We start from the raw sequence: 18,590 nt of genomic DNA, 5'->3' as shown, positions 1-18,590 counted from the left end.
TTCAAAACCGGGCTGCGATCAGTATCCTCTTAAACGGATAAAAAACAGGCGCTTTCGGGAACTGCTGGCTCAGTAATGCGCGGTAGTCGTCCCGGAAGCGGCTGGTTAACGGTTCGGGCAGGCGTTCGAGGTAAGGGATCAGTGCCGTGCCGGAAACCCAGGTCAGCAATGCGTCCACATCGCTCAGCACCAGCGGGTATATCTTTTCAAAAACCTGCATGGATTTGCCGCCGTTTTCGAAGAGGATTTCGGCGTACCGGTTGATTTCAAGAACGGGCGATATGCGGTTCCAACCCTGGTACAAATTCGCGTATGGTTCTTGCGTGGCGAGTTCGTTGAGCAGACGGTTAGTAATGTTGTGTTGCTGAGCGGGCATTTGTACCAGCAGCTGGCCGCCGGGTTTTATTTTGGAAATGATTTGAGGAAACAGCGCTTCATGGTCCGTTACCCATTGGAGGGCCGCATTGGAAAACACGACATCCCATTGTTGAAGCTTTGTCAGTTGGTTTTCAATGGAGCTATTTTCAAAATTCAATGTACTCCCATTGCTTTGCTGCGAGCCCGCCAGCATTTCCGCCGACGAATCGACGCCGAGAACGTTTGCGCCGGGTAATGCTTCGGCCAGTATGGCCGTAAGTTCGCCTGTACCGCAGCCCAGATCGACCACTTCCAGCCCTGATTGCACATTCAGTAATGCGAGCAGGTCATAAAACGGCGCCGAGCGTTCTGTTTTGAATTGGTTATACGTTTTCGGGTTCCAGGCCATTCGACACCTATTTCAAATAAATTTAGCTTGTAAAGCTAACAACCGATGCTAGATTTACAAGCTAAATTCAATTCATAAAACGGTCACTTAAGCAATTCCTTCCCGCCGTTTCGCTTCCAGCTCGTTCGGCTCTTCCAATGCAAAAGAACCCGTTTTGATCTCGCCATCACGTACGTAGGTGGTGATGATAACGCCCGTGTTCGACACGGTATGCTTCGTCAGTTTGAGGTTGGATGGAATGGTACCGCCCGCGAAAAGCTTTTTGCCATGACCAATTACCAACGGAAAGATCCAGATATTCATTTCGTCGATCAGGTTATGGCGAAGGAGCGTCTGGATGAAATCGGCACTGCCATGCACCTGCAAATCGATGCCGTCGGCGGCTTTGAGGGCTTTGACCTGTGCCACGGTATCGCCGTTGAGCAGCACGGTATTTTGCCAGGTGGCGTCTTTCAACGTTTGGGTAGCCACGTATTTATTGCAGGCGTTAAACTGCTCTGCCGTCGGGTCGTTTTCCAGGAATGGCCAGTGTGCGGCGAAAATGTCGTAGGTTTTGCGGCCCAGCAGCAGGTCGTACGGCTGGCTCATCCCCTCGCCCATTACCTGGCCCATGACATCGTCCCAGTAGTGAAACGACCATCCGCCGAACTCGAAGCCGCCGGCGCGGTCTTCCTCGGGTCCGCCCGGCGCCTGGATAATGCCATCTAATGTCGCGAAGGTATTGGTGATGATCTTTCTCATGGTTTTCGAAAAGTTAATGGTCTGAATAGTTTTTGATTGTGTTGACACAAAATTAGATCAGCCGGCGCATTCGGAACGGGTGTCGAAACGCCTTTGAAAAGGGTCATTTGCGGCAATTTTTCGCTTGTTATCAGTAACTAACACGCCCCGCCGGTTTTACTAAACAATGTGATCACCAGTTACACCGCCCGCAATATGACCGCCGCAGAAAACGCCCGCCCGCATTTAAAACAATACCTGACCTTCCTGACATTTCTGACGTTCCTGACTGCACCCGCCACCGCCCAGAACACCGACGGCAACTTCGCCGAGGCGCAAATGGTGATGAAAAAGGCGAACGGCTTCCGGGGAATATGGTATATGAACCAGCCTTCGAATGATGAATATGTGTACAAATACAGCGGCGGGCTGGCTGTTTACCCGGCCAATCACCGACCTTTTGCTATCTATGCCCGGCAGGTGGATAAAACATTCTTTTGTTTCGGCGGGACGGACAGCACCAATTCCACATTAATGCACAATGTCTCGTACTTCGATCACCGGACGGGCAAGGTGGCGAACCCGCTCACGATACTGGACAAAAAGACCACCGACGCGCACGATAACCCGGTGATTTCCATCGATGATCGTGGTCATATCTGGATCTTTTCGACTTCTCACGGCATTTCGCGTCCATCGTACATTCATAAAAGCAAGAAGCCATTCGATATCAGCGCTTTTGAGCGTGTTCATGCCACCGAAACGGTGAATGGGGAAACCCGGCCGTTTGATAATTTCTCCTATTTCCAGGTTTATCACGTGAAGGGCAAAGGTTTCATCGCGCTTTTTACCAAATACAACAAATCCGGGCAGCGGGTGATCGGCTACAATACTACCCGCGACGGCGTGCGCTGGAACGAATGGAAAGTGCTCGCCCACATCGAGGAAGGACATTATCAGATCAGTACGGAACGGAACGGCAAGATCGGCGTCGCGTTCGACTACCATCCCAAAGGAAAGGGTCTTAACTACCGCACGAACCTGCATTACCTCGAAACGTCGGATTTTGGCAAAACCTGGCAGAATATAAATGGCGAAACGGCGCAGCTGCCATTAACAAGCCCCCAAAACGCCGCTACCGTACATGACTATGCGAGCGAAAAACGAAACTGCTACCTGCTCGACATCACGTTTGATCCGCAAACCAAACCCGCCATCCTAGTCATCGCCAGCAAGGGCTACGAAGCCGGTCCCGCGAACGGCCCCCGCGAATGGACGCTCTACCGGCCGGGGAAGCAGGGCTGGGAGCATCATGTGGTAACGACATCGGACAACAATTACGATATGGGCTCGGTATACCACATTTCCAAAGACAGCTGGCGGGTGGTGGGCCCGGCCGTGGATGGCCCGCAGGCTTACAATCCGGGTGGCGAAGTGGCCATGTGGCGCAGCGACGACGGCGGCAAACAGTGGGCCCTGGAAAGGCAGCTGACCCGCAACAGCCCGATGAACCACTCGTACGTGCGCAAGCCCCTACATGCGCAGGACGGATTTTACGCGATCTGGGCGGACGGGCATGGCAGGAAACCATCGGAATCGTTCATTTATTTTTCAAATACAAATGGCGACGTGTACAGGCTGCCCCGCCACGGTCATGCGGCAATGCTCACGCCCATACCCGTGAAATGAAAAATGCCGGCCCGGGGACCGACATTTTCTTATTTATACAGCGTGTTTGTGATTATTGTTGCTTCCGTTTTTTGACGCTATGGTCGACGATTGCGCCGGTACCGGCACCTACCCCGGCGCCGATAAGGCTACCGATCAATGCACCTTCACCACGTTTTTTGTTGACGATCGCACCGGTAATCGCGCCGGTCCCCGCCCCTACTACTGCGCCTTTGGCGGTATGGCTCCATTTCTTTTTAGCCGGGGCTGCGGCCGGTGCAGCTGTGTGAGAAACGGCCTGAGTGTGGCTTGTTGCCTCATTTCTCTCAATCTCTTCCCACTTTTCCTCTTTCTCGCGCTGGGCGTTCAGTGTGTTCATGGAATCTATGATCGCCTTTTTCTCCATGGCAATGCGCATGGAATCGATGGTTTTCTGTTGAGCTTTCAAAATTGCTTCCTGCTTGTCAGACTGCGTGTTACAAGCCGTCAAAACGGAGGCTGCGAGTAACATTGAAAGTATCGCTTTCATCTTTGGTGTTGGATGGTTATGCTTTTAAGTATTCCAAAACCGTACCAAAGCCCGCGTCGCCAGGCCCTCTTCCTTAAAAAACTATTTTGATCCGGCGAACCGGTTAATAAATGACAGTCGGATGCTTTTTAGGATAATGCTAACTTGTCGAAATACCTCGACCTTTAAACCACCACCTCCATGGAAGGCATTATCAGCGACGATCTCGACCGGCTCTCCCAGCGCCCCGGCGCCAACGGTCCCCGGCCTTTTTATACGAAAGGCACCAAAGTACAGATCGTCCGCGCCGAACGCGACGACCGCACGCTTTGGTACATTACGTCAGACGGCGCCAGGGTAATCGCCAACAAAGTGGAGCTGGACGGTTATTCGGGGCTATCGGCACAGGACCAGGCGCATTTCTTCATCTGCTACCGGGCGCAGCAGAATGGCATCCCGATCATCGAAATGGCCGATGCACCGAACAAGCTGTTTTTTGCGAACCTGCCTCCTTCACCCAATCTGACATTCCGGGTCAACGAGCTGCTTCCCGAAGTGTGGGCCACCGGCGTGACGCAGGTGGTGAGCCGACTGCCGGAATCGCGCAAGCATGTATTTGTATACATTCACGGATTCGACTGGGAGCCGGGATTGAAACTCGACCTCGTGCCGCAGTTCGTGCAAAGCTATTTCGCCCATCCCGACAACAGCGTAGCCAATGTGCTGTATTTCGGCTGGCCGTCGTACGGCTGGCGTAAGAAGGCCGACGACCGTTCGATCGGCTACGGGGAGCAATTCACGAGAAACGGCCTGTTTGAATACTTTGAAGTGCTTTCACGGAAACTGAAAGAAGCGGGCAAAACGCTGAACCTCGTCGTGCATTCATTCGGCCACCAGCTGCTGAACGGCATGGTGAACCCCGGCGAAGGGCATACCATCCCGACGGGCATTTTCGAAAACATCTTCCTGATGGCCCCGGATATCACGCACCTGGCCGTGCAGGAAGGCGGCGTGCAGCTTCGGAATATGCGCCGGAAGTTCAAGGGACCGCATTTCCACTACAATTACACCCCGCTGAAACAGCTCGCCAAAAACGTCCACATTTACTACGATCCGAGCGATTACCTGCTGTATGTGAGTTCCAAACAGTTTAACCTGAATGCCAATACCGCCCAATTCGACCCGCGCCCCGACGCCAACGGCCTCACGACCGACTTTCGCAACCTGGGCTCCTATGGCGACGAAATCTTCAAAAAAGATCCAAGCCTGAAACTCGAAAGCGGCTTCCACTTTTATAATGTGCTGGATATCATCAAGGAAAGCACCGGCCCCGACGCAGACCCGCTCTATTACGGCTTCGAACCGAACACCGATGCAGCCATGGCACGCGCCCGGACGGGAGATTACGGCGGCATTAACCTGCTCGATACGTTTTGGGAACGGCATTTCCTGATGAGCCACCACGCCTACCTGTTCAGCTGCCGGCCCGTGGTGGCGCATGTGCTGCAACGCCTCGCAGGCATCCCCGCGCAGCCGCCGGTGCTGGAAGGTGAAGCGCCTATTGTGTAAGAGGACCGGATTACCTGCTTAAATGCTTTAATTCCTTCCCATTCCAGACGCCTTTGTAAGTCTCGTTCAAGCCTTTGATTTCAAAATACAAACGCTGGTCGGCGGATTTGTAGTCCGATTGCATAACGTCGTCACTTTGGTCCAGAAATTCGTAACCGTATTGAAACGGCAGTTCCTCGCTCGTGAAACGCATTTTGATAGCGCCATTGACCATATCGAACACCGTTATGCGAAAATGCTCGGGGTAGCCTTTGTCGGCGTACACTTCATAACCCATGTCTTGTGCGGCAATCATGAAAAGCTGTTTATGATACACCAGCGGATAGCGGAAGTAGGTGAAGGTATGCGGCCGGAAGTCCGTGTAATAGCGCTTGCCGTCGATCCGCACGGAATAGCACATATCAAACGAATATTGGCCGCCATCAGCGTTTTTTTGGAGATAAACCTGATTATGAAAAATGGTATCGATCACGACCAGTGAGGGCTTCATGAGTTTACCAACCACATTATTGGCCTCCTTGATATCCTTGGATTTGAAAAGCAAAATGCCGCCCGGTTGCGGGAAGAGCATCGCGAGGGTCGGATCGGGCTTGGGCATTGCGGTTTGCGGTGCAATCTCCTGCTCCGTACCCGCGAGCACCTGCGCATTCGTGCTGGCAGGTGTGTAAAGACCGTTTTCCACATTAAAATTGAACGGCGCCACGACAAACTGCTGCGCCAGTGCCGGGTTTGCATCGGTAAATAGTAATGCCATCACAATCGTAAATAGCACGCAGAACCGCTTCGGGGCTTTCGGCACCGGTGGTGCCAGGGACGCCATTTTCAAGTATTGAACGATCATAAAAAAACACAGCCAATGCAGGCGCAAGCTAAGCAGACTTTTTCAACCGCAACAAAAACAATGGTCGATTTGTAACCGCCAAATGTCTTATTAACTTTGAGGCCACCGCTTTGCGGCGCAGTCGAAACCTACACCTTTTTTCTGTTGCATGAAATACCTTTATGCTTTCCTTTTTGCATCGCTTCTTTGGAGCTGCAATAATCCGCCCGAAATCGAGCCAGAGCCGGCGCTCACCCTCGTGGTTTACCCGAACCCGACGGCCGAGCGCGTCCGTATTCACGTCGAAAATGATGCGCTGCATGAGTTTACGCTGCAAATTTTCGACACGGACGGCGAAGCGGTATTTGAACAGTACGTGCCGGGCGGCAATCCTGCGAACAGTTTCGATTTTGACCCGACCCCTTTCGGCACGGGCGCATTTCACGCGGTACTACGCATGAACGGTTCGGTGTACACCAAAAAATTTATGATCTTATGACTTGCCGCATCATCATCTGGGCCTCGGCATTGCTCCTAGCCCTTCACGTAAACGCGCAGGAGGCCTCCACCGAATGGTTTTTGGATGCGAATGCGAACCTGCACATTCCCGGCGGCGGTTCCAAAAAATCCGTTTACCCTGTTTTGGCATACAACAAGAATACCGACCCGAAATTTTTGCTGGGCGGCATTGGTTTCGGCGCCTTCATGCTCCGGCCGCTTTCCGCGGATTTCCATTTAAAAGCCCACGGATATTTGTCCAAAGTGTCGTATTGGGACGATCCGGTAGAACTGAAAAGCGCGGTGGGAGAAGACGTCGGCATCTTTCAGGCAGGCGGTTCCGATTATCTGGCGGGGTTGAACGGCCTCATCCATTACCACCTCGCCGACCACCTTTCGCTGGGCGCCGGAGCTGGCTTGCAGGTACTCCTCGCCTCCTTTTCCCGAACGCCGGCCATCTACGGCTACGGCCTGCCGACGGAGAAGTCGTTTATCAGCAACCACCATTACAAAACTTTTCTGCCGGTTATCCCCGTTGAGCTATCGTACCGGTTTCCCAGGACGGTCATCAACCTCCGCTACGACATCGGCGTGTTGAACCGGATCAAAGGCGATTTAGGGAAGGCCAAAAACGAAAGGTTTGATGTACTATCGCTTGAAGTGGGATTCAAATTGAAGTAGTTCAGCCTGAACATTCTCACGGTCGAAAGTTGCAAAAGCCGGCGGGAAAGCTAAATTTGATTGTTCTAAAACCAACACATCATGAAAACGACGTTCACTCTTTTGCTCCTGTTCGCGGCCTCGCTTTGCTGGGCCCAGCTTCCCAAGCCCGATGAAATCTCGACTTCCAAAGGTCCGCTCAAAATCCAGCCGCTCAACCACGCCACGCTGGCGCTCACCTGGAACGGCAAAACCATCTACGCCGACCCTTATCAGGCGCCTAAAACGTTCGTAGGCATCGCCAAACCCGACCTGATCGTGATCACCGACATCCACGGCGACCACTTCGACCCGGCTTCCCTCGACGCCCTCGACCTGACCGGCACCGTCATCGTAGCCCCGCAGGCCGTAGTCGACAAAATGTCCGACGCCCTGAAAGCCAAAACGACCGTCCTCGCCAACGGCGCCACCACCGAAAAGCTCGGCATCAGCATCACCGCCATCCCGATGTACAACCTCCCCGAGACCGCCGACTCCCGCCACACCAAAGGCCGCGGCAACGGCTATGTCCTCAAACTGGGCGGCAAATCGGTCTTTCTCAGCGGCGACACCTCCGGCATCCCGGAGATCAAGGCATTGAAAAACATCGACGTGGCATTCGTGTGCATGAATTTGCCTTATACGATGGATATTAACGAGGCTGCAACCACCGTCCTCGCGTTTAAGCCGAAGGTGGTTTATCCTTATCATTATCGCGGGCAGAATGGGTTTAGCGATACGGAGGCGTTTAAGAAATTGGTGAATGAGAAGGATGGTAAGATTGATGTGCGGGTTAGGGATTGGTATACGGTGAAATAGCATTTTCCCTTTGATAATGCATTGGAATCCCTTCGAGTTGTCGGAGGGATTTTTTGTTGGTGGGTTTTGGTATTTTTACAGTACCAACAATACTCGTCATGGCCAAAAACAAATCTACTTCCCTGGGTCTGCATTCCGATACGCTTACCACAAAAGACGAAAAACTGAGACTATTAAGGCAGGCATTGATCGCCGGGGAACAAAGTGGCTGGGTCGATAACTTTGACGCTGAGAAATTTAAGACTCGAATGCGTGCCAAAACTGTTTCCTAATGGAATCTCAGTTGGCTAAACATTTCCTACCAACCAACCTTCTTTTGCGCAGCTCTCCGTTTCTTCACCGGCGCAGGCTCCGGCTCTTTCACCGGATTGAGCGTAATCTCCAATTTATTCCCAAAACACCTCACCGTGACCTCGTTGCCGCATTCAAAACCGGCTTCTTCCAGCCATTTACCACATAGGCGGATTTCGGGCATGAGGGTGTATTTGTATGCGCGCGGGAGGTATTTGTGGTAGACGGTAAGGCGGCGTTCGGTGGGGGCCGGAGATTGTTTTCTGTGTGGCATAGTTTGTAATGTTTACATGGCAATATTAACACAGAAAATGCTAACAATCAAAGCAAGAAAAGAATCAAACAACTGAAATACAGCGAATTAAACTGATAAATGTGATGCAATCTGCTATTTAATTTACACAAAACGCCAAGAAATTATATTTTCACGTGCATGTAAATGACAAGAAAAAAATCTATGATTTTTCAAATTATTCGATTTGAACGGGCTAAGTGGCCGCTTCTTGAGATTTTGGTTTGATCGACTGTGATTACTGCAAGCTTCTACTAGGTAAAGCGTATTAATCTCCGACGTAATCTTATTATATTCGCAGACCCTTTTCATTCCATAACGGACTAAAACACTACTACACATGCAAAACGTAACAGAAGAAAAGAGCAAAACCGACGTTTGGTTCGATGACCTTGTTTCCTCCATCCGCATCGATCAGCTTGCATTGGAAACTGGCGTTGCGAATGACGCCAAGAAGCATCTGTATGAAACCCTGATCGACGGCAACATTCAGGATATGATGGACACGGCAACGAAAACCGCCCAGCAATACTATATCCAAAACATGCTGGTCGACTATATCCATCTCTTAAAGGATTTCGAAAATGCGCCGTTTCTCAAACTCGCTGTAAGCTTTCACAACTCCGAACTTCTGGTTTGGGCTGAAATCGAAAACGACGCGGAGGCCGTTGAAGGAGCGTTGATTATGGCAGAAGCGAAGATCAATGCAAAGTATCACCAACATGGGTTCGATATGACAACGACCATTGTTGAGCAATGCGATATGCTTTCGGTCCCAAGCCATTATCACTTTTTGTTCGGCAAATAACAGCACACACCTTTGACGCATATTGAAGACCACCTTCGTCAGGCAACCCGAAATCTAAAATTTCACGAAAACATCAATCAGCTGGTCCCGGATTCAATGGACTGGCAGGTTAACATGTCATTGCACTTAACTACCTCTCGCTTCAAATTCGTAACATAGAAGGTAAGACGCCATCAAGGATACTAGCGATAAAGTTACGCAAGCCGGAGTCGAACTTAGGTTTAGACGATATAAGGCGAATTTGTGGGGAATAGTTTTGCCCCAAAACCACCACTTCATCGTGCTCACCAGGAAAGATCAAAACAAGACCATCGACTTTTTTATAACGATTATTCCTGAAACCAGTATTTAAAATATATTTAAAGATTGCATCATTCAAGTATTTGTACTTAACGACCTGATAACGTGAGTATTTCGAATCTAATATGAAGTTTAATGTCACATCCGGGGTATTAATTTCAATGACATAATCAGGTTTATAGTATGATCCTGCCCTCGTGTCTAACCGAATTTGATCAGTCAGCGAATTAGGGTACTGCATCTCATAATACACGCTTATAGCATATTCTCTGTATGAAAAGGATACTAGATTGGTGATTCCATCATTTCGCGAAGAGGTAAAATTTACACTGAATACGCTCATATTGAGATTTTCTGTGAGACCGTGAACAATCTGGTGAAGATTATAAATTTCATACAACTGGCTAAGTTTTCGAACGTTCAAAAGGTCAAATGCTCCATCTAAGCGAAGTTTGTAATCATATACTGTTGCTATAATTTTGTAAGCTTGACGATAATGCGACACATGTGAAAACACGTTAGTCATTCTTGGTCTTCCCAATTTAACGCGTGTATCCACAAAAATATTCTGATACTTCGCAAATAGAATCTTCAATTTTACTTCTAAATACTCAGAATCACGAAGCAACTTCAAATAAGGTACCTTTTTTAAGTCACGAAAATCGGCGTATTCCTTTGAACTGAATTCCTGTTTAATAGGCACTGCGCTCTGAATACTGGATTTCAATGAGTTTATTGTTAAAAGTAAATATTTGAATGAGCCAAGTATTATGGAATTCTCAAAGGTGTTTTTATTTGAGTAGACTGCGTCAGTTGCTATACGTTGAATATATCCGAAATTAGATGCAATTGGAATCGAGTCCGGGTGATTTCTGTAAGAGGCATCGAACCGAACTTCGTCTAGGTTCTGAACCAACCAGTCCAATGATTTTTCAGATATTACCCTCGGCGAATAATCCACAATTTCCTCATTTTTCGAAAATTTAGACCTAGGAAGTTTTGTAAAAGCAGGCAGCAATGATTCAAACACTTCACAAAAGGCGTGAGAAAATAAGATAAATTTAGATGTAAGATTATATGCACTTCCATCTCTTCCAACGCTCGATTTAATACTACTTTTAGAAAAAAAATTATCAAATATTTTATTGTCATTCACCCATAAAAACAGTAAAATTTCTTCAATCTCGGACACCCTGAATTTTTCTATTTGGATGTTCATTTTAAAAACTTCGCCACGAATTGAAAAAGATGCAGCCCCAAAGTAGTCTTGAAATAACTTAGATGCTTTCGTAGAAACAACACTATCAAATTTTGCAATGTAAAGATTTCTTTCGAGAGGTAAATCCTCAACAAAAACGTCATCATCCAGTTGGGATAGTGGCCGGCCGAAAAATTCAAATTCATAATCACCTAACTCTTTAACATTAAAGGTGTCCTCAATCTGGAAAATTTCTACTCGACCTGTCGGAAAAACTTCAAAGAGTCTAAACATGAGATAAAGTCAAAAAGTAGTTGAAATCATCTTGAAACATTTCCCCTTCCTCACCGATCATAATTATTTCGTTCAGAATTCTTGATGATATATCGTACTTATTGTCGTCAAGTAACGTCCTGAGCTCTTTCAATTTCGACTTTGCTCTTGCTCCTTGAACCTTTATCAGCGGTAAAAGTCGCTGAGCTATACAGTAATCCAGTGGTTTGTTCTGTTCATACATCAAATTTTTTGCAACCTTACAATATCGCCTAATAGCAATTTGAACTCTATGGCTTACAAATATCCGCAAGTCCTCAAATTTCTTCAAAATTTGAGAAAATCGAACTTCAAAATCTTCATCAATCGAAATATCAAGCTTATTTGAGTAGTCCAACAACCCGAAAATTTCTCGACATTTACCGAATGAAAGTTTTATACTATCTATATCAGAATCTGTTATTTTGGCAATATCGAATGAACGCTGACTCTCCATCCGAATTATATTAACGCGATCAACCACACGTGGTGACAGTTCTTCTGTCGTTTGATCATAATTGATAGTCCCAATAAAACGTAAATTATTCGAATACTCAATTGTCTCAGAATTACCTAAAAAGATTTTCATCCCAGCACCTGTATTTGCTACATTATCCGTTAGGTTATAGAATGCTGACCAATAATGTTCCAATGGGCTGAGATTTGCCTCATCCAAAAGAATATAAGACATAGGTGATTTGTTAAATAAACCTTTCTCATGTTCCCAATCAAGTTGCTTCAGAAGGCTGTAAACGTTTGTTGATGACGAGTGAAATTTTTTAGATAAAGGGTTAAAAAAACCAATCAGGTCCTTCTGTGAGGTCCATCCCTTTCCAACAGAAACTTCTCGTATTCGCTCTTTAGGTGCCAAGGCACTCATCAATATCCTGACTAATGATGTTTTTCCACTCCCGGGCATTCCGGCGAAAAGCGTTAAGGTCCCTTGATGCACAGATATCAATATATTATCAATGAAATGTGAGTCAAATTTTCTGTTATTTTTACTAAGGATTCCAACAAATTCATCCTTCAATTTCTTATATAATTCAAATCTATCCATATTGACTTGATCTTCTTCGAGAATTTCATGGCTTTGAAATTGCTGTTGACTCTCCTCTCCACGTGAATCAAAATCTCTTCCACTAAGAATATTATAGTGCTGATTCAACACTAACAGCTCTTGCAATTTTTTGTGAGCTGACTTCTGCTCATCAGTAAAATTCTCTTGAAGAGTTTGTATTCCGACCCGCAATGAATCCATCGTTCTTTCCAAATATTTAATTGTTACTTCTAGTTCATTTATTTGGTTTGATTTATTCTCCCGCTCTCTTTCAATTTCTTGATCAATATTAAGTTTTTTTTCTTCCAACTGCACAATCTCATCTTCCAGACTAATTTTTTGTTTCCTCAACTCTTCCGCTTTGAATTTTTCTATATCCTTAATTTCCTCCCTTAATTGTTCTAAATTGTCGCGACTGATATTAAGTTCCTGCTCGATTGATAGTTTACTCACTTCAATCTTTTGAATATCTTTCGCTAAGTTATGCCTTGTAAGCTCTAATCGTTCTATCTCAGATTTGACGAGAGGAATTTCTGGATTAGGTTGGCAATGTCTATGTTAGATAACAAACCTTGTTCACCACGCAACAATATATCCCTTAATCGTCGCTCCTCTTCTCTGTTTTCGGATAGAGAATTGGACACCACCTTTCTTGTAACATCTAAAATTCTCTCAATCTCGGTAACAGAATAAAGTTCAGGAGTTCTGGACAAGCGATTTTCAAACTTTTTAATTAGTTCGTTATTGGTTAAAAAATCTTTTTCCTTTATAATATTCAACTTTGCAATTGAAGGGATAATTATCTTTCTAGTGATATGGTTCGCCTCAAATTGAACGTAAGTGTGGTCGGTGTACTCATAATCACCGAATGCAATCCACGAACTTTTCTCAACAATAAAATTTCCAGACGTATCGGTATTTTTGACCTTAAATGGTCCCGTCAAACTACCATTATCTAAAACAAAGAACGAGTTATTAGTTTGAATGTAATCTTTTAATAAGTTGTTAAGAGCGATTTCGTTAAGCTCAAAAATTGCGCTTTCTTCACTCACAATACCTTCGAATATTTCGATTACCTCATTCTCTCTAAGCGCATTGACGTTTGTGTGGAAAGTAATACTTTTAGGAAACGTCGAACCATCGTAATATTTTTCGTTTTTAATAATTGTCCCAGAAGAAATTTTAACCAATTGATGAAGTGAAAACCGCTCGCTAAGAGGAGGAATATCCATCAACATATTCTTCGTTGCCAATATTCGGTCGCCCATTTCGTATTCATCAATATCAATGAGTTTCCCGCTGCTGTTGTAAAAAATAGAGATCAAACTATTATTTGGAAATTCTTCATCTTTAACAACCAGAATATAATTTGTATCTGTAAATCGATGACTATCTCTATAACTAAAAGTTTCCGCACTTAATTGACCTTTTAACATTTTTGTTCTAGTTAACTTATTTAGAGGACGTTATAATTTATATAGCAATTTACTGAACTTGATTTATTTTTTTCTAAAAAGGCCCTAAACACCAGTCTATACTCATACGCCTACTTTATGGATCATAAAAATTCAGCAATCCCGGGACCTAAACAAAGCTCTGAATTTCAATAAGATACAGTTTATTAATTTGTTATCTGCACATGGATATCTTGCGAGAAATTTAGTATCACGTTTTTGCAACTAAGCTCTGTTTACACTAGGTAAGAGTGATATATGTCGACAACGATGACCAGTCCCTGTCAAAGATCAACTTACCTTCACCCTACCTCCACCTCAAAAAACAAAATTAGGTCAGGCTAAGATCGCGATTAAGAGGCACACCCGATAGAGCCGTCGATGCAATTATCTCCCCACCCCACTCGCCTTCTCAACCTCCCCAACAAACCCCTCCAAAACCCCACTAACCCGCAAAATCCCCTCCTCAGCCTCCTTCCAATTCTTCTGCTCAATCGCCTCCCGGATCATCGGCAAAGTCTTCACCCCATACCCCGTATAAAACCCAGGAGCATAAATCTGATGCCGGTACCAGGGCCGACGAGGCAATCCATCCGCATGAATCAGCTTCCTTTCTGTTTTGTACAAAATCTCATTCAACTCCTTCAACTTGTCAGCGGGAAGTGCGGAGAATTTCGAGGATGCCGAAGCAAATGCCTTCGCGCTTTGTTCCAACCTCACCAATGCATTATCCAGCGGCGCGAAGTTGAGGTAGGGTGCCACCGATTCAACGGCAGGGTTCACAAATGGGTCTTTGGGATCAGCCGCAGCTTCGAAGCGGCCTTCGCCAAGCACTTTGTTGTGATCTTCCGCTTTGGTGCGCGCGGCTTCGAGCTCCTTTTTTACTTCCGCAGTATATCCTTGCACCGTGTTTGCGAAGTTGCTGAAATCGAAGGGTAGCACGTCGGCATTGGCGAAGCGGAGGACGGAACGGCCGAGGGTTTTGGCGAGCGTTACGCCGTAGGCAAAGTCGCCGTCCTTGAAACGGGTGTAATGGTCGTAGGAATCGAAAATGGAGTGGTAGTCGCCGCCGGCGTCTTCGCCGCCATAACCGATATTGAGCGAGGCAATGCCGAGGTGCTGGATAAACGGCGTATAGTCAGAACCGGAACCCAGCGCGCCAATGCGCAGGTCGGTGCGGGAGCGGGCTTCCTGTTTGGCGGTCGGCGAGCCGTTCAGGATCGTACGTGAGCGCAGGCGCTCGATCACACTCGTGCCTTTTTCGGGGTCGGTGACGTCGCGGCCTACCTGGTTCACGAATTTTTCAAGCGTATGCGACCCGCCCGCACCCAGGTACCCGCGGCCGTTTCCATCCGAATTGAGATAAACAACGGCCTTTTCCTTCAAAATAGATTGGTATTTCTCTACCCATTCCGTCGAGCCGAGCAGGCCGGGCTCCTCGCCGTCCCACCAGCAGTAGACGATGGTACGCTTCGGTTTCCAGCCCGTTTTGACGAGCTCACCCAATGCCCGCGCTTCTTCCAGTTCGGCCACGGCACCGCTCACCGGGTCGGCTGCACCGAATACCCAGGCGTCGTGGTGGTTACCGCGGATCACCCATTGGTCGGGAAACTCGCTGCCTTTCAGCGTCGCGATCACGTTGTAGCAAGGCACGATATCGAAATTGAATTCCAGCTTCAAATGCACCTTTGCCGGGCCGGGGCCGACGTGGTAGGTGATCGGCAATGCGCCCCGCCACGTCGCGGGCGCTACCTGACCGCCCAATGCTTTGAGCAGCGGCAATGCATCGCCGTAGGAAATCGGCAGCACGGGAATCTTCATCATCGCAGGTGCCTCTTCCAACGACAGCCGCTTGTGCTGCGCGTCGGCCACAAAACCATTGGTGAGCGGATCGCCCGGCGCCAACGGCAAATCCACCACCGACCCGCGCTGCACGCCCGACTCGTTTTTAAATGCCCCTTTGGGATATACGTCGCCCTGGAAATAGCCGTCCTCCTTCGGATCGGAATAAATAATGCAGCCGATCGCACCATGCTCGTACGCGACTTTCGGCTTAATGCCCCTCCACGAACCGCCGTATTTGGCAATCACGATCTTGCCCTTCACGTCCACGCCTAGCTTCGCGAGCTCCTCATAATCATCCGGCACGCCATAATTGACGAAAACGAGCTCGGCCGTCACATCGCCATTGGCTGAAAACGCGTGGTACGGCGGCAGTACATCCTTCGTTTGCGCCGATGTGGCGTCCTCTTTCAATGGTTTTTCCGTCAGCGAAGCCTTGAATTTCGTCGGTTCGGTCAATTCCAGTATCCGCACTTTGGGCATCGGGAAAAGCACATGCACCGTATCGAGCCGCGCATCGAAACCCCATGAAACAAGCTTGTCGCGCAGAAAAAGCGCATTATTGAGGCCGTACGGCGAGCCCAGCTGGTGCGGGAAGGCGGTCATGCGCTTCATCCAGTCCCGCAGATTGTTAGCCTGTAATTGTTTATCGAACGCGGCTTCGAGGTCGAGCTCCTTCTTCGCTGCCTCGGTACCGAAGCCGAGAAGCGATGGCTGTTGCTGTGCGAGCGAAGGCACCGCTGCCAGTCCGGAAAGTAGTATTGGAATAAATGTTCTTTTGAAAAGGTGATGCATAGGAACGGAGTGAAAGTTTTTTGATGATGCTTAAATATAATGAATGGAGGGGAGGAATGGGGAAGATTTCAAGAGAATGTGCCACCGTATGGCCATGTCAGCCTATACTGGCGTCACCAGTGGTCTGGAGTGGCGGCTGGCGGAGCATAACTCTGGTAAGGATTCCGGATCGTATACTTTTACACGACGGCCCGTTGAAATTGTGTTCTCGTACGAATTCCAGGATGTAAGACAGGCCATTGCCTCTGAAAAACAGGTGAAGGGTTGGAGCCGGAAAAAGAAGGAGGCGATCATTGAAGACCGGTGGGATGATTTAAAGGCGCTTGCGGAATGTCAGAATTCAAGCCATTACAAAAACAATAGAAGCTGATTCGCCGACTGTTTCGGCAAATGCCGTAAAAATGCCGCTATCATTCATACTTCCAAAAGGGTAAATTTGGGCAAAACAACTTCAACATGAGCAAACAAACCATCGCCGAAAAAATACGCACCTTGCGCAAAAGCAAAGGCCTTTCGCAGGAAGCGCTGGCCGAAATGGCAGGCATTAACCTGCGCACTTTGCAACGCATCGAAAACGGCGACACAATACCCCGCGGTGAGACACTTCGTCTCCTTGCGCAGGCGCTGGGGGTAGAAGTCGAAACTTTCTCTGCTGACACATTTACTGTCCCCGTCGCTATCCCGCCGGCACCGGTTATTGATGATCCGGGGGCTTTGAAACTGCTGAACCTTTCCGCGTTGTCGCTTTGGGTAATGCCGTTTGGTAACGTGCTCCTGCCGCTTGCTTTTTGGATCTACAAACGAAACAGTGTTGCCGGCGTCGCGGAATTCGGAAAGCGGGTTCTGCAATTCCAGATTGCATGGACAGTACTTACTTACGGAATCGCATTTATCGCCATGTTCTCGCCATTCTTCGGCCACCTTGGCATGCCCCAGTTTGCATTGTACGCCACGAGTGCGCTGTTGGTGGTTAACACCATTGCAATCATCTGGACACACTTCCAGATAGGGCGTCGCAAAGACCGGATTTTAGGTTTGGGTTAACTTATGCGTTCAACCCTTCCATTTTCTGGCAGGACAATTTCAAAATATGAAAAAGAATGCCCGCGGCGTGCGAACACAATTCCATCGATGACTTTTTGGAAATGAATATTAACCCTGTCGCAAACGGCAGCTCTCGGCAACCTACCTTTCACAAATGCAGCACCACCAGCGCTACAATCGCCGGCAACGCCTGCACAAAAAATATCTTCTTGCTAGCCGTCACAGCCCCGTAAATCCCAGCGACAATCACGCAGCACAAAAAGAAAACGCCCACATACAACCGCCAATGATGGTCCTCGATCAGCAGCGACCAGATCAGTCCGGCAGCCAGAAACCCATTGTAAAGCCCCTGATTGGCAGCCAGGGTTTTGGTCGGTTTGAACAACTCCGGCGCCAGGGAGCCTTTGAACGTTTCCTTGCCCTTCGTCTCCCAGGCGAACATTTCGATGTAGAGAATGTAAAGATGTTCCAGCGCGACGAGGGCGACGAGGATGGTGGAGAGTGTTTGCATAGGGCTACGGGAGTTGAAACAATATTTTTAGTTTGGAATTCAGATCGGCCAGCTCCTGGGCCGATAACCTGCCCAATAACCCTTTTACCAACCTTTTGTCCAAAGATGCGATTTTACTCGTCCTGATAAGTGACGCCAATTTGAGACCGTTTGTAGGATTGGGGACAAGCAAAACATCAGTAGGCTCTTGCCAACCGATCTGACTTGTGATAAAGCAAACCGTAACATCCATTTTGTCTGCCATAAGAACTACCGCAGGTCGCAATTTGCTCCCTGACAAATCTGTAAATGGAAACGGGATGAGTACAATGTCTCCTTTAACCATTATACACTTCTTTCAAATCGGCTAGTGTGTAGACATCCTCTTCGTCTTTCAGGAAATCGAATGCTGTGCTATTTTCAATGAGCAATTGAATGCCCTGGGTAAGCTGCTGTTCCTCATGACGTTTACGGACAAAATCCGCGAAATCGGAAATTTCCTCCGCCTTATCTACCGGAAGTTGGTTGATAGCTTCCAAAGTCCGCGCTATGATAGCTTGCTTTGTCATGGTTATATAGTTTGTACATTCAAATATAGCAATTTACTTTATCTTGCTACCGAAACTCCCGTTCACTT

21 protein-coding genes are annotated in these 18,590 nt (G+C 47.7%); 9 read left to right on the top strand and 12 right to left on the bottom strand.

Annotated elements, in window-relative coordinates:
* Position 1: 1 nt before the first annotated feature.
* Together H144_RS0116130 and H144_RS0116125 are read right to left on the bottom strand one after the other, a co-directional pair.
* Positions 2–766 carry a methyltransferase domain-containing protein gene (locus H144_RS0116130; protein ID WP_019943123.1) on the bottom strand — a complete coding sequence of 255 codons (765 nt, stop codon included), beginning with the start codon at positions 764–766 and terminating at the stop codon, positions 2–4.
* An 87-nt stretch (positions 767–853) separates the two neighbouring features.
* Positions 854–1,507, bottom strand: a complete 654-nt coding sequence (locus H144_RS0116125; protein WP_019943122.1) for a dihydrofolate reductase family protein — start codon at positions 1,505–1,507, stop codon at positions 854–856.
* A 168-nt stretch (positions 1,508–1,675) separates the two neighbouring features.
* On the opposite strand from H144_RS0116125, the gene H144_RS0116120 reads away from it, so the two are divergent.
* Complete coding sequence (locus tag H144_RS0116120; protein ID WP_019943121.1) at positions 1,676–3,175, top strand: BNR-4 repeat-containing protein; 1,500 nt, start codon at positions 1,676–1,678, stop codon at positions 3,173–3,175.
* A gap of 52 nt (positions 3,176–3,227) precedes the next feature.
* Here H144_RS0116120 and H144_RS0116115 read toward each other — a convergent pair whose 3' ends face one another.
* The gene (locus H144_RS0116115; protein WP_229207916.1) at positions 3,228–3,665 is read right to left on the bottom strand and encodes a glycine zipper family protein; all 438 of its coding nucleotides are present in this window, start codon (positions 3,663–3,665) and stop codon (positions 3,228–3,230) included.
* A 198-nt stretch (positions 3,666–3,863) separates the two neighbouring features.
* Between H144_RS0116115 and H144_RS0116110 the strand changes: the two genes are divergently transcribed.
* Positions 3,864–5,231 (top strand): alpha/beta hydrolase, encoded by a 1,368-nt coding sequence (locus tag H144_RS0116110; protein ID WP_019943119.1) that lies wholly within the window; start codon positions 3,864–3,866, stop codon positions 5,229–5,231.
* A 10-nt stretch (positions 5,232–5,241) separates the two neighbouring features.
* Here the strand turns inward: H144_RS0116110 and H144_RS0116105 are convergent, their stop codons facing one another.
* The gene (locus tag H144_RS0116105; RefSeq protein WP_019943118.1) at positions 5,242–6,072 is read right to left on the bottom strand and encodes a hypothetical protein; all 831 of its coding nucleotides are present in this window, start codon (positions 6,070–6,072) and stop codon (positions 5,242–5,244) included.
* Between the two features lie 148 nt (positions 6,073–6,220).
* On the opposite strand from H144_RS0116105, the gene H144_RS0116100 reads away from it, so the two are divergent.
* The 4 genes from H144_RS0116100 (at position 6,221) to H144_RS33910 (ending at position 8,339) form a co-directional block, all read left to right on the top strand.
* Complete coding sequence (locus H144_RS0116100; protein ID WP_019943117.1) at positions 6,221–6,550, top strand: T9SS type A sorting domain-containing protein; 330 nt, start codon at positions 6,221–6,223, stop codon at positions 6,548–6,550.
* Positions 6,547–7,230: a hypothetical protein gene (locus H144_RS0116095; RefSeq protein WP_019943116.1), complete on the top strand. Its 684-nt coding sequence runs from the start codon at positions 6,547–6,549 to the stop codon at positions 7,228–7,230. Before H144_RS0116100 ends, H144_RS0116095 begins: the two co-directional genes overlap by 4 nt.
* Positions 7,231–7,311: 81 nt before the next feature.
* Positions 7,312–8,067 (top strand): MBL fold metallo-hydrolase, encoded by a 756-nt coding sequence (locus H144_RS0116090; protein ID WP_019943115.1) that lies wholly within the window; start codon positions 7,312–7,314, stop codon positions 8,065–8,067.
* Between the two features lie 98 nt (positions 8,068–8,165).
* Positions 8,166–8,339 carry a type II toxin-antitoxin system ParD family antitoxin gene (locus H144_RS33910; protein WP_019943114.1) on the top strand — a complete coding sequence of 58 codons (174 nt, stop codon included), beginning with the start codon at positions 8,166–8,168 and terminating at the stop codon, positions 8,337–8,339.
* Positions 8,340–8,365: 26 nt separating this feature from the next.
* Here the strand turns inward: H144_RS33910 and H144_RS32025 are convergent, their stop codons facing one another.
* Complete coding sequence (locus H144_RS32025; RefSeq protein ID WP_019943113.1) at positions 8,366–8,632, bottom strand: SymE family type I addiction module toxin; 267 nt, start codon at positions 8,630–8,632, stop codon at positions 8,366–8,368.
* Between the two features lie 358 nt (positions 8,633–8,990).
* Here H144_RS32025 and H144_RS0116075 point away from each other — a divergent pair, with 358 nt between their 5' ends.
* Entirely contained in the window at positions 8,991–9,458 is a 468-nt protein-coding gene (locus tag H144_RS0116075) for a hypothetical protein (RefSeq protein WP_019943112.1), read from the top strand.
* Between the two features lie 142 nt (positions 9,459–9,600).
* Here H144_RS0116075 and H144_RS0116070 read toward each other — a convergent pair whose 3' ends face one another.
* The 4 genes from H144_RS0116070 to H144_RS0116055 form a co-directional block, all read right to left on the bottom strand.
* Entirely contained in the window at positions 9,601–11,250 is a 1,650-nt protein-coding gene (locus tag H144_RS0116070) for a hypothetical protein (RefSeq protein ID WP_019943111.1), read from the bottom strand.
* Complete coding sequence (locus tag H144_RS0116065) at positions 11,243–12,781, bottom strand: DUF8727 domain-containing protein (RefSeq protein WP_019943110.1); 1,539 nt, start codon at positions 12,779–12,781, stop codon at positions 11,243–11,245. Before H144_RS0116065 ends, H144_RS0116070 begins: the two co-directional genes overlap by 8 nt.
* A gap of 53 nt (positions 12,782–12,834) precedes the next feature.
* A complete protein-coding gene (locus H144_RS0116060; RefSeq protein ID WP_019943109.1) occupies positions 12,835–13,764 on the bottom strand; it encodes a hypothetical protein in 930 nt (309 codons plus the stop codon).
* A 405-nt stretch (positions 13,765–14,169) separates the two neighbouring features.
* The gene (locus tag H144_RS0116055) at positions 14,170–16,419 is read right to left on the bottom strand and encodes a M28 family metallopeptidase (protein ID WP_019943108.1); all 2,250 of its coding nucleotides are present in this window, start codon (positions 16,417–16,419) and stop codon (positions 14,170–14,172) included.
* Positions 16,420–16,513: 94 nt separating this feature from the next.
* Here H144_RS0116055 and H144_RS0116050 point away from each other — a divergent pair, with 94 nt between their 5' ends.
* A complete protein-coding gene (locus H144_RS0116050; RefSeq protein WP_211220692.1) occupies positions 16,514–16,789 on the top strand; it encodes a GIY-YIG nuclease family protein in 276 nt (91 codons plus the stop codon).
* Between the two features lie 86 nt (positions 16,790–16,875).
* Positions 16,876–17,463, top strand: a complete 588-nt coding sequence (locus tag H144_RS33345; RefSeq protein WP_019943106.1) for a helix-turn-helix domain-containing protein — start codon at positions 16,876–16,878, stop codon at positions 17,461–17,463.
* Positions 17,464–17,611: 148 nt separating this feature from the next.
* Here H144_RS33345 and H144_RS0116040 read toward each other — a convergent pair whose 3' ends face one another.
* From H144_RS0116040 to H144_RS0116030, 3 genes are read right to left on the bottom strand one after another with little or no spacing between them, the layout of a single operon-like run.
* On the bottom strand, positions 17,612–17,974 hold the full coding sequence (locus tag H144_RS0116040) for a DUF1304 domain-containing protein (RefSeq protein WP_019943105.1): 363 nt from the start codon (positions 17,972–17,974) through the stop codon (positions 17,612–17,614).
* Between the two features lie 4 nt (positions 17,975–17,978).
* Positions 17,979–18,299 carry a type II toxin-antitoxin system PemK/MazF family toxin gene (locus tag H144_RS0116035; protein WP_019943104.1) on the bottom strand — a complete coding sequence of 107 codons (321 nt, stop codon included), beginning with the start codon at positions 18,297–18,299 and terminating at the stop codon, positions 17,979–17,981.
* On the bottom strand, positions 18,292–18,522 hold the full coding sequence (locus H144_RS0116030; protein ID WP_019943103.1) for a hypothetical protein: 231 nt from the start codon (positions 18,520–18,522) through the stop codon (positions 18,292–18,294). Before H144_RS0116030 ends, H144_RS0116035 begins: the two co-directional genes overlap by 8 nt.
* Between the last annotated feature and the right edge of the window lie 68 nt (positions 18,523–18,590).

Source organism: Dyadobacter beijingensis DSM 21582 (assembly GCF_000382205.1).
In the GTDB taxonomy this organism is placed as follows: Bacteria; Bacteroidota; Bacteroidia; order Cytophagales; family Spirosomataceae; genus Dyadobacter; species Dyadobacter beijingensis.
The sequence above is the reverse complement of the archived record's forward strand: the minus strand, read 5'-3'. Positions and strand labels throughout refer to the sequence as shown.

Coding starts and splice junctions, on each gene's coding strand:
- H144_RS0116130 (WP_019943123.1), bottom strand. CDS start 766: ATGGCCTGGAACCCGAAAACGTATAACCAATTCAAAACAGAACGCTCG.
- H144_RS0116050 (WP_211220692.1), top strand. CDS start 16,514: ATGTCAGCCTATACTGGCGTCACCAGTGGTCTGGAGTGGCGGCTGGCG.
- H144_RS0116115 (WP_229207916.1), bottom strand. CDS start 3,665: ATGTTACTCGCAGCCTCCGTTTTGACGGCTTGTAACACGCAGTCTGAC.
- H144_RS0116090 (WP_019943115.1), top strand. CDS start 7,312: ATGAAAACGACGTTCACTCTTTTGCTCCTGTTCGCGGCCTCGCTTTGC.
- H144_RS33345 (WP_019943106.1), top strand. CDS start 16,876: ATGAGCAAACAAACCATCGCCGAAAAAATACGCACCTTGCGCAAAAGC.
- H144_RS0116040 (WP_019943105.1), bottom strand. CDS start 17,974: ATGCAAACACTCTCCACCATCCTCGTCGCCCTCGTCGCGCTGGAACAT.
- H144_RS32025 (WP_019943113.1), bottom strand. CDS start 8,632: ATGCCACACAGAAAACAATCTCCGGCCCCCACCGAACGCCGCCTTACC.
- H144_RS0116055 (WP_019943108.1), bottom strand. CDS start 16,419: ATGCATCACCTTTTCAAAAGAACATTTATTCCAATACTACTTTCCGGA.
- H144_RS0116110 (WP_019943119.1), top strand. CDS start 3,864: ATGGAAGGCATTATCAGCGACGATCTCGACCGGCTCTCCCAGCGCCCC.
- H144_RS0116035 (WP_019943104.1), bottom strand. CDS start 18,299: ATGGTTAAAGGAGACATTGTACTCATCCCGTTTCCATTTACAGATTTG.
- H144_RS0116070 (WP_019943111.1), bottom strand. CDS start 11,250: ATGTTTAGACTCTTTGAAGTTTTTCCGACAGGTCGAGTAGAAATTTTC.
- H144_RS33910 (WP_019943114.1), top strand. CDS start 8,166: ATGGCCAAAAACAAATCTACTTCCCTGGGTCTGCATTCCGATACGCTT.
- H144_RS0116075 (WP_019943112.1), top strand. CDS start 8,991: ATGCAAAACGTAACAGAAGAAAAGAGCAAAACCGACGTTTGGTTCGAT.
- H144_RS0116100 (WP_019943117.1), top strand. CDS start 6,221: ATGAAATACCTTTATGCTTTCCTTTTTGCATCGCTTCTTTGGAGCTGC.
- H144_RS0116125 (WP_019943122.1), bottom strand. CDS start 1,507: ATGAGAAAGATCATCACCAATACCTTCGCGACATTAGATGGCATTATC.
- H144_RS0116095 (WP_019943116.1), top strand. CDS start 6,547: ATGACTTGCCGCATCATCATCTGGGCCTCGGCATTGCTCCTAGCCCTT.
- H144_RS0116105 (WP_019943118.1), bottom strand. CDS start 6,072: ATGATCGTTCAATACTTGAAAATGGCGTCCCTGGCACCACCGGTGCCG.
- H144_RS0116030 (WP_019943103.1), bottom strand. CDS start 18,522: ATGACAAAGCAAGCTATCATAGCGCGGACTTTGGAAGCTATCAACCAA.
- H144_RS0116060 (WP_019943109.1), bottom strand. CDS start 13,764: ATGTTAAAAGGTCAATTAAGTGCGGAAACTTTTAGTTATAGAGATAGT.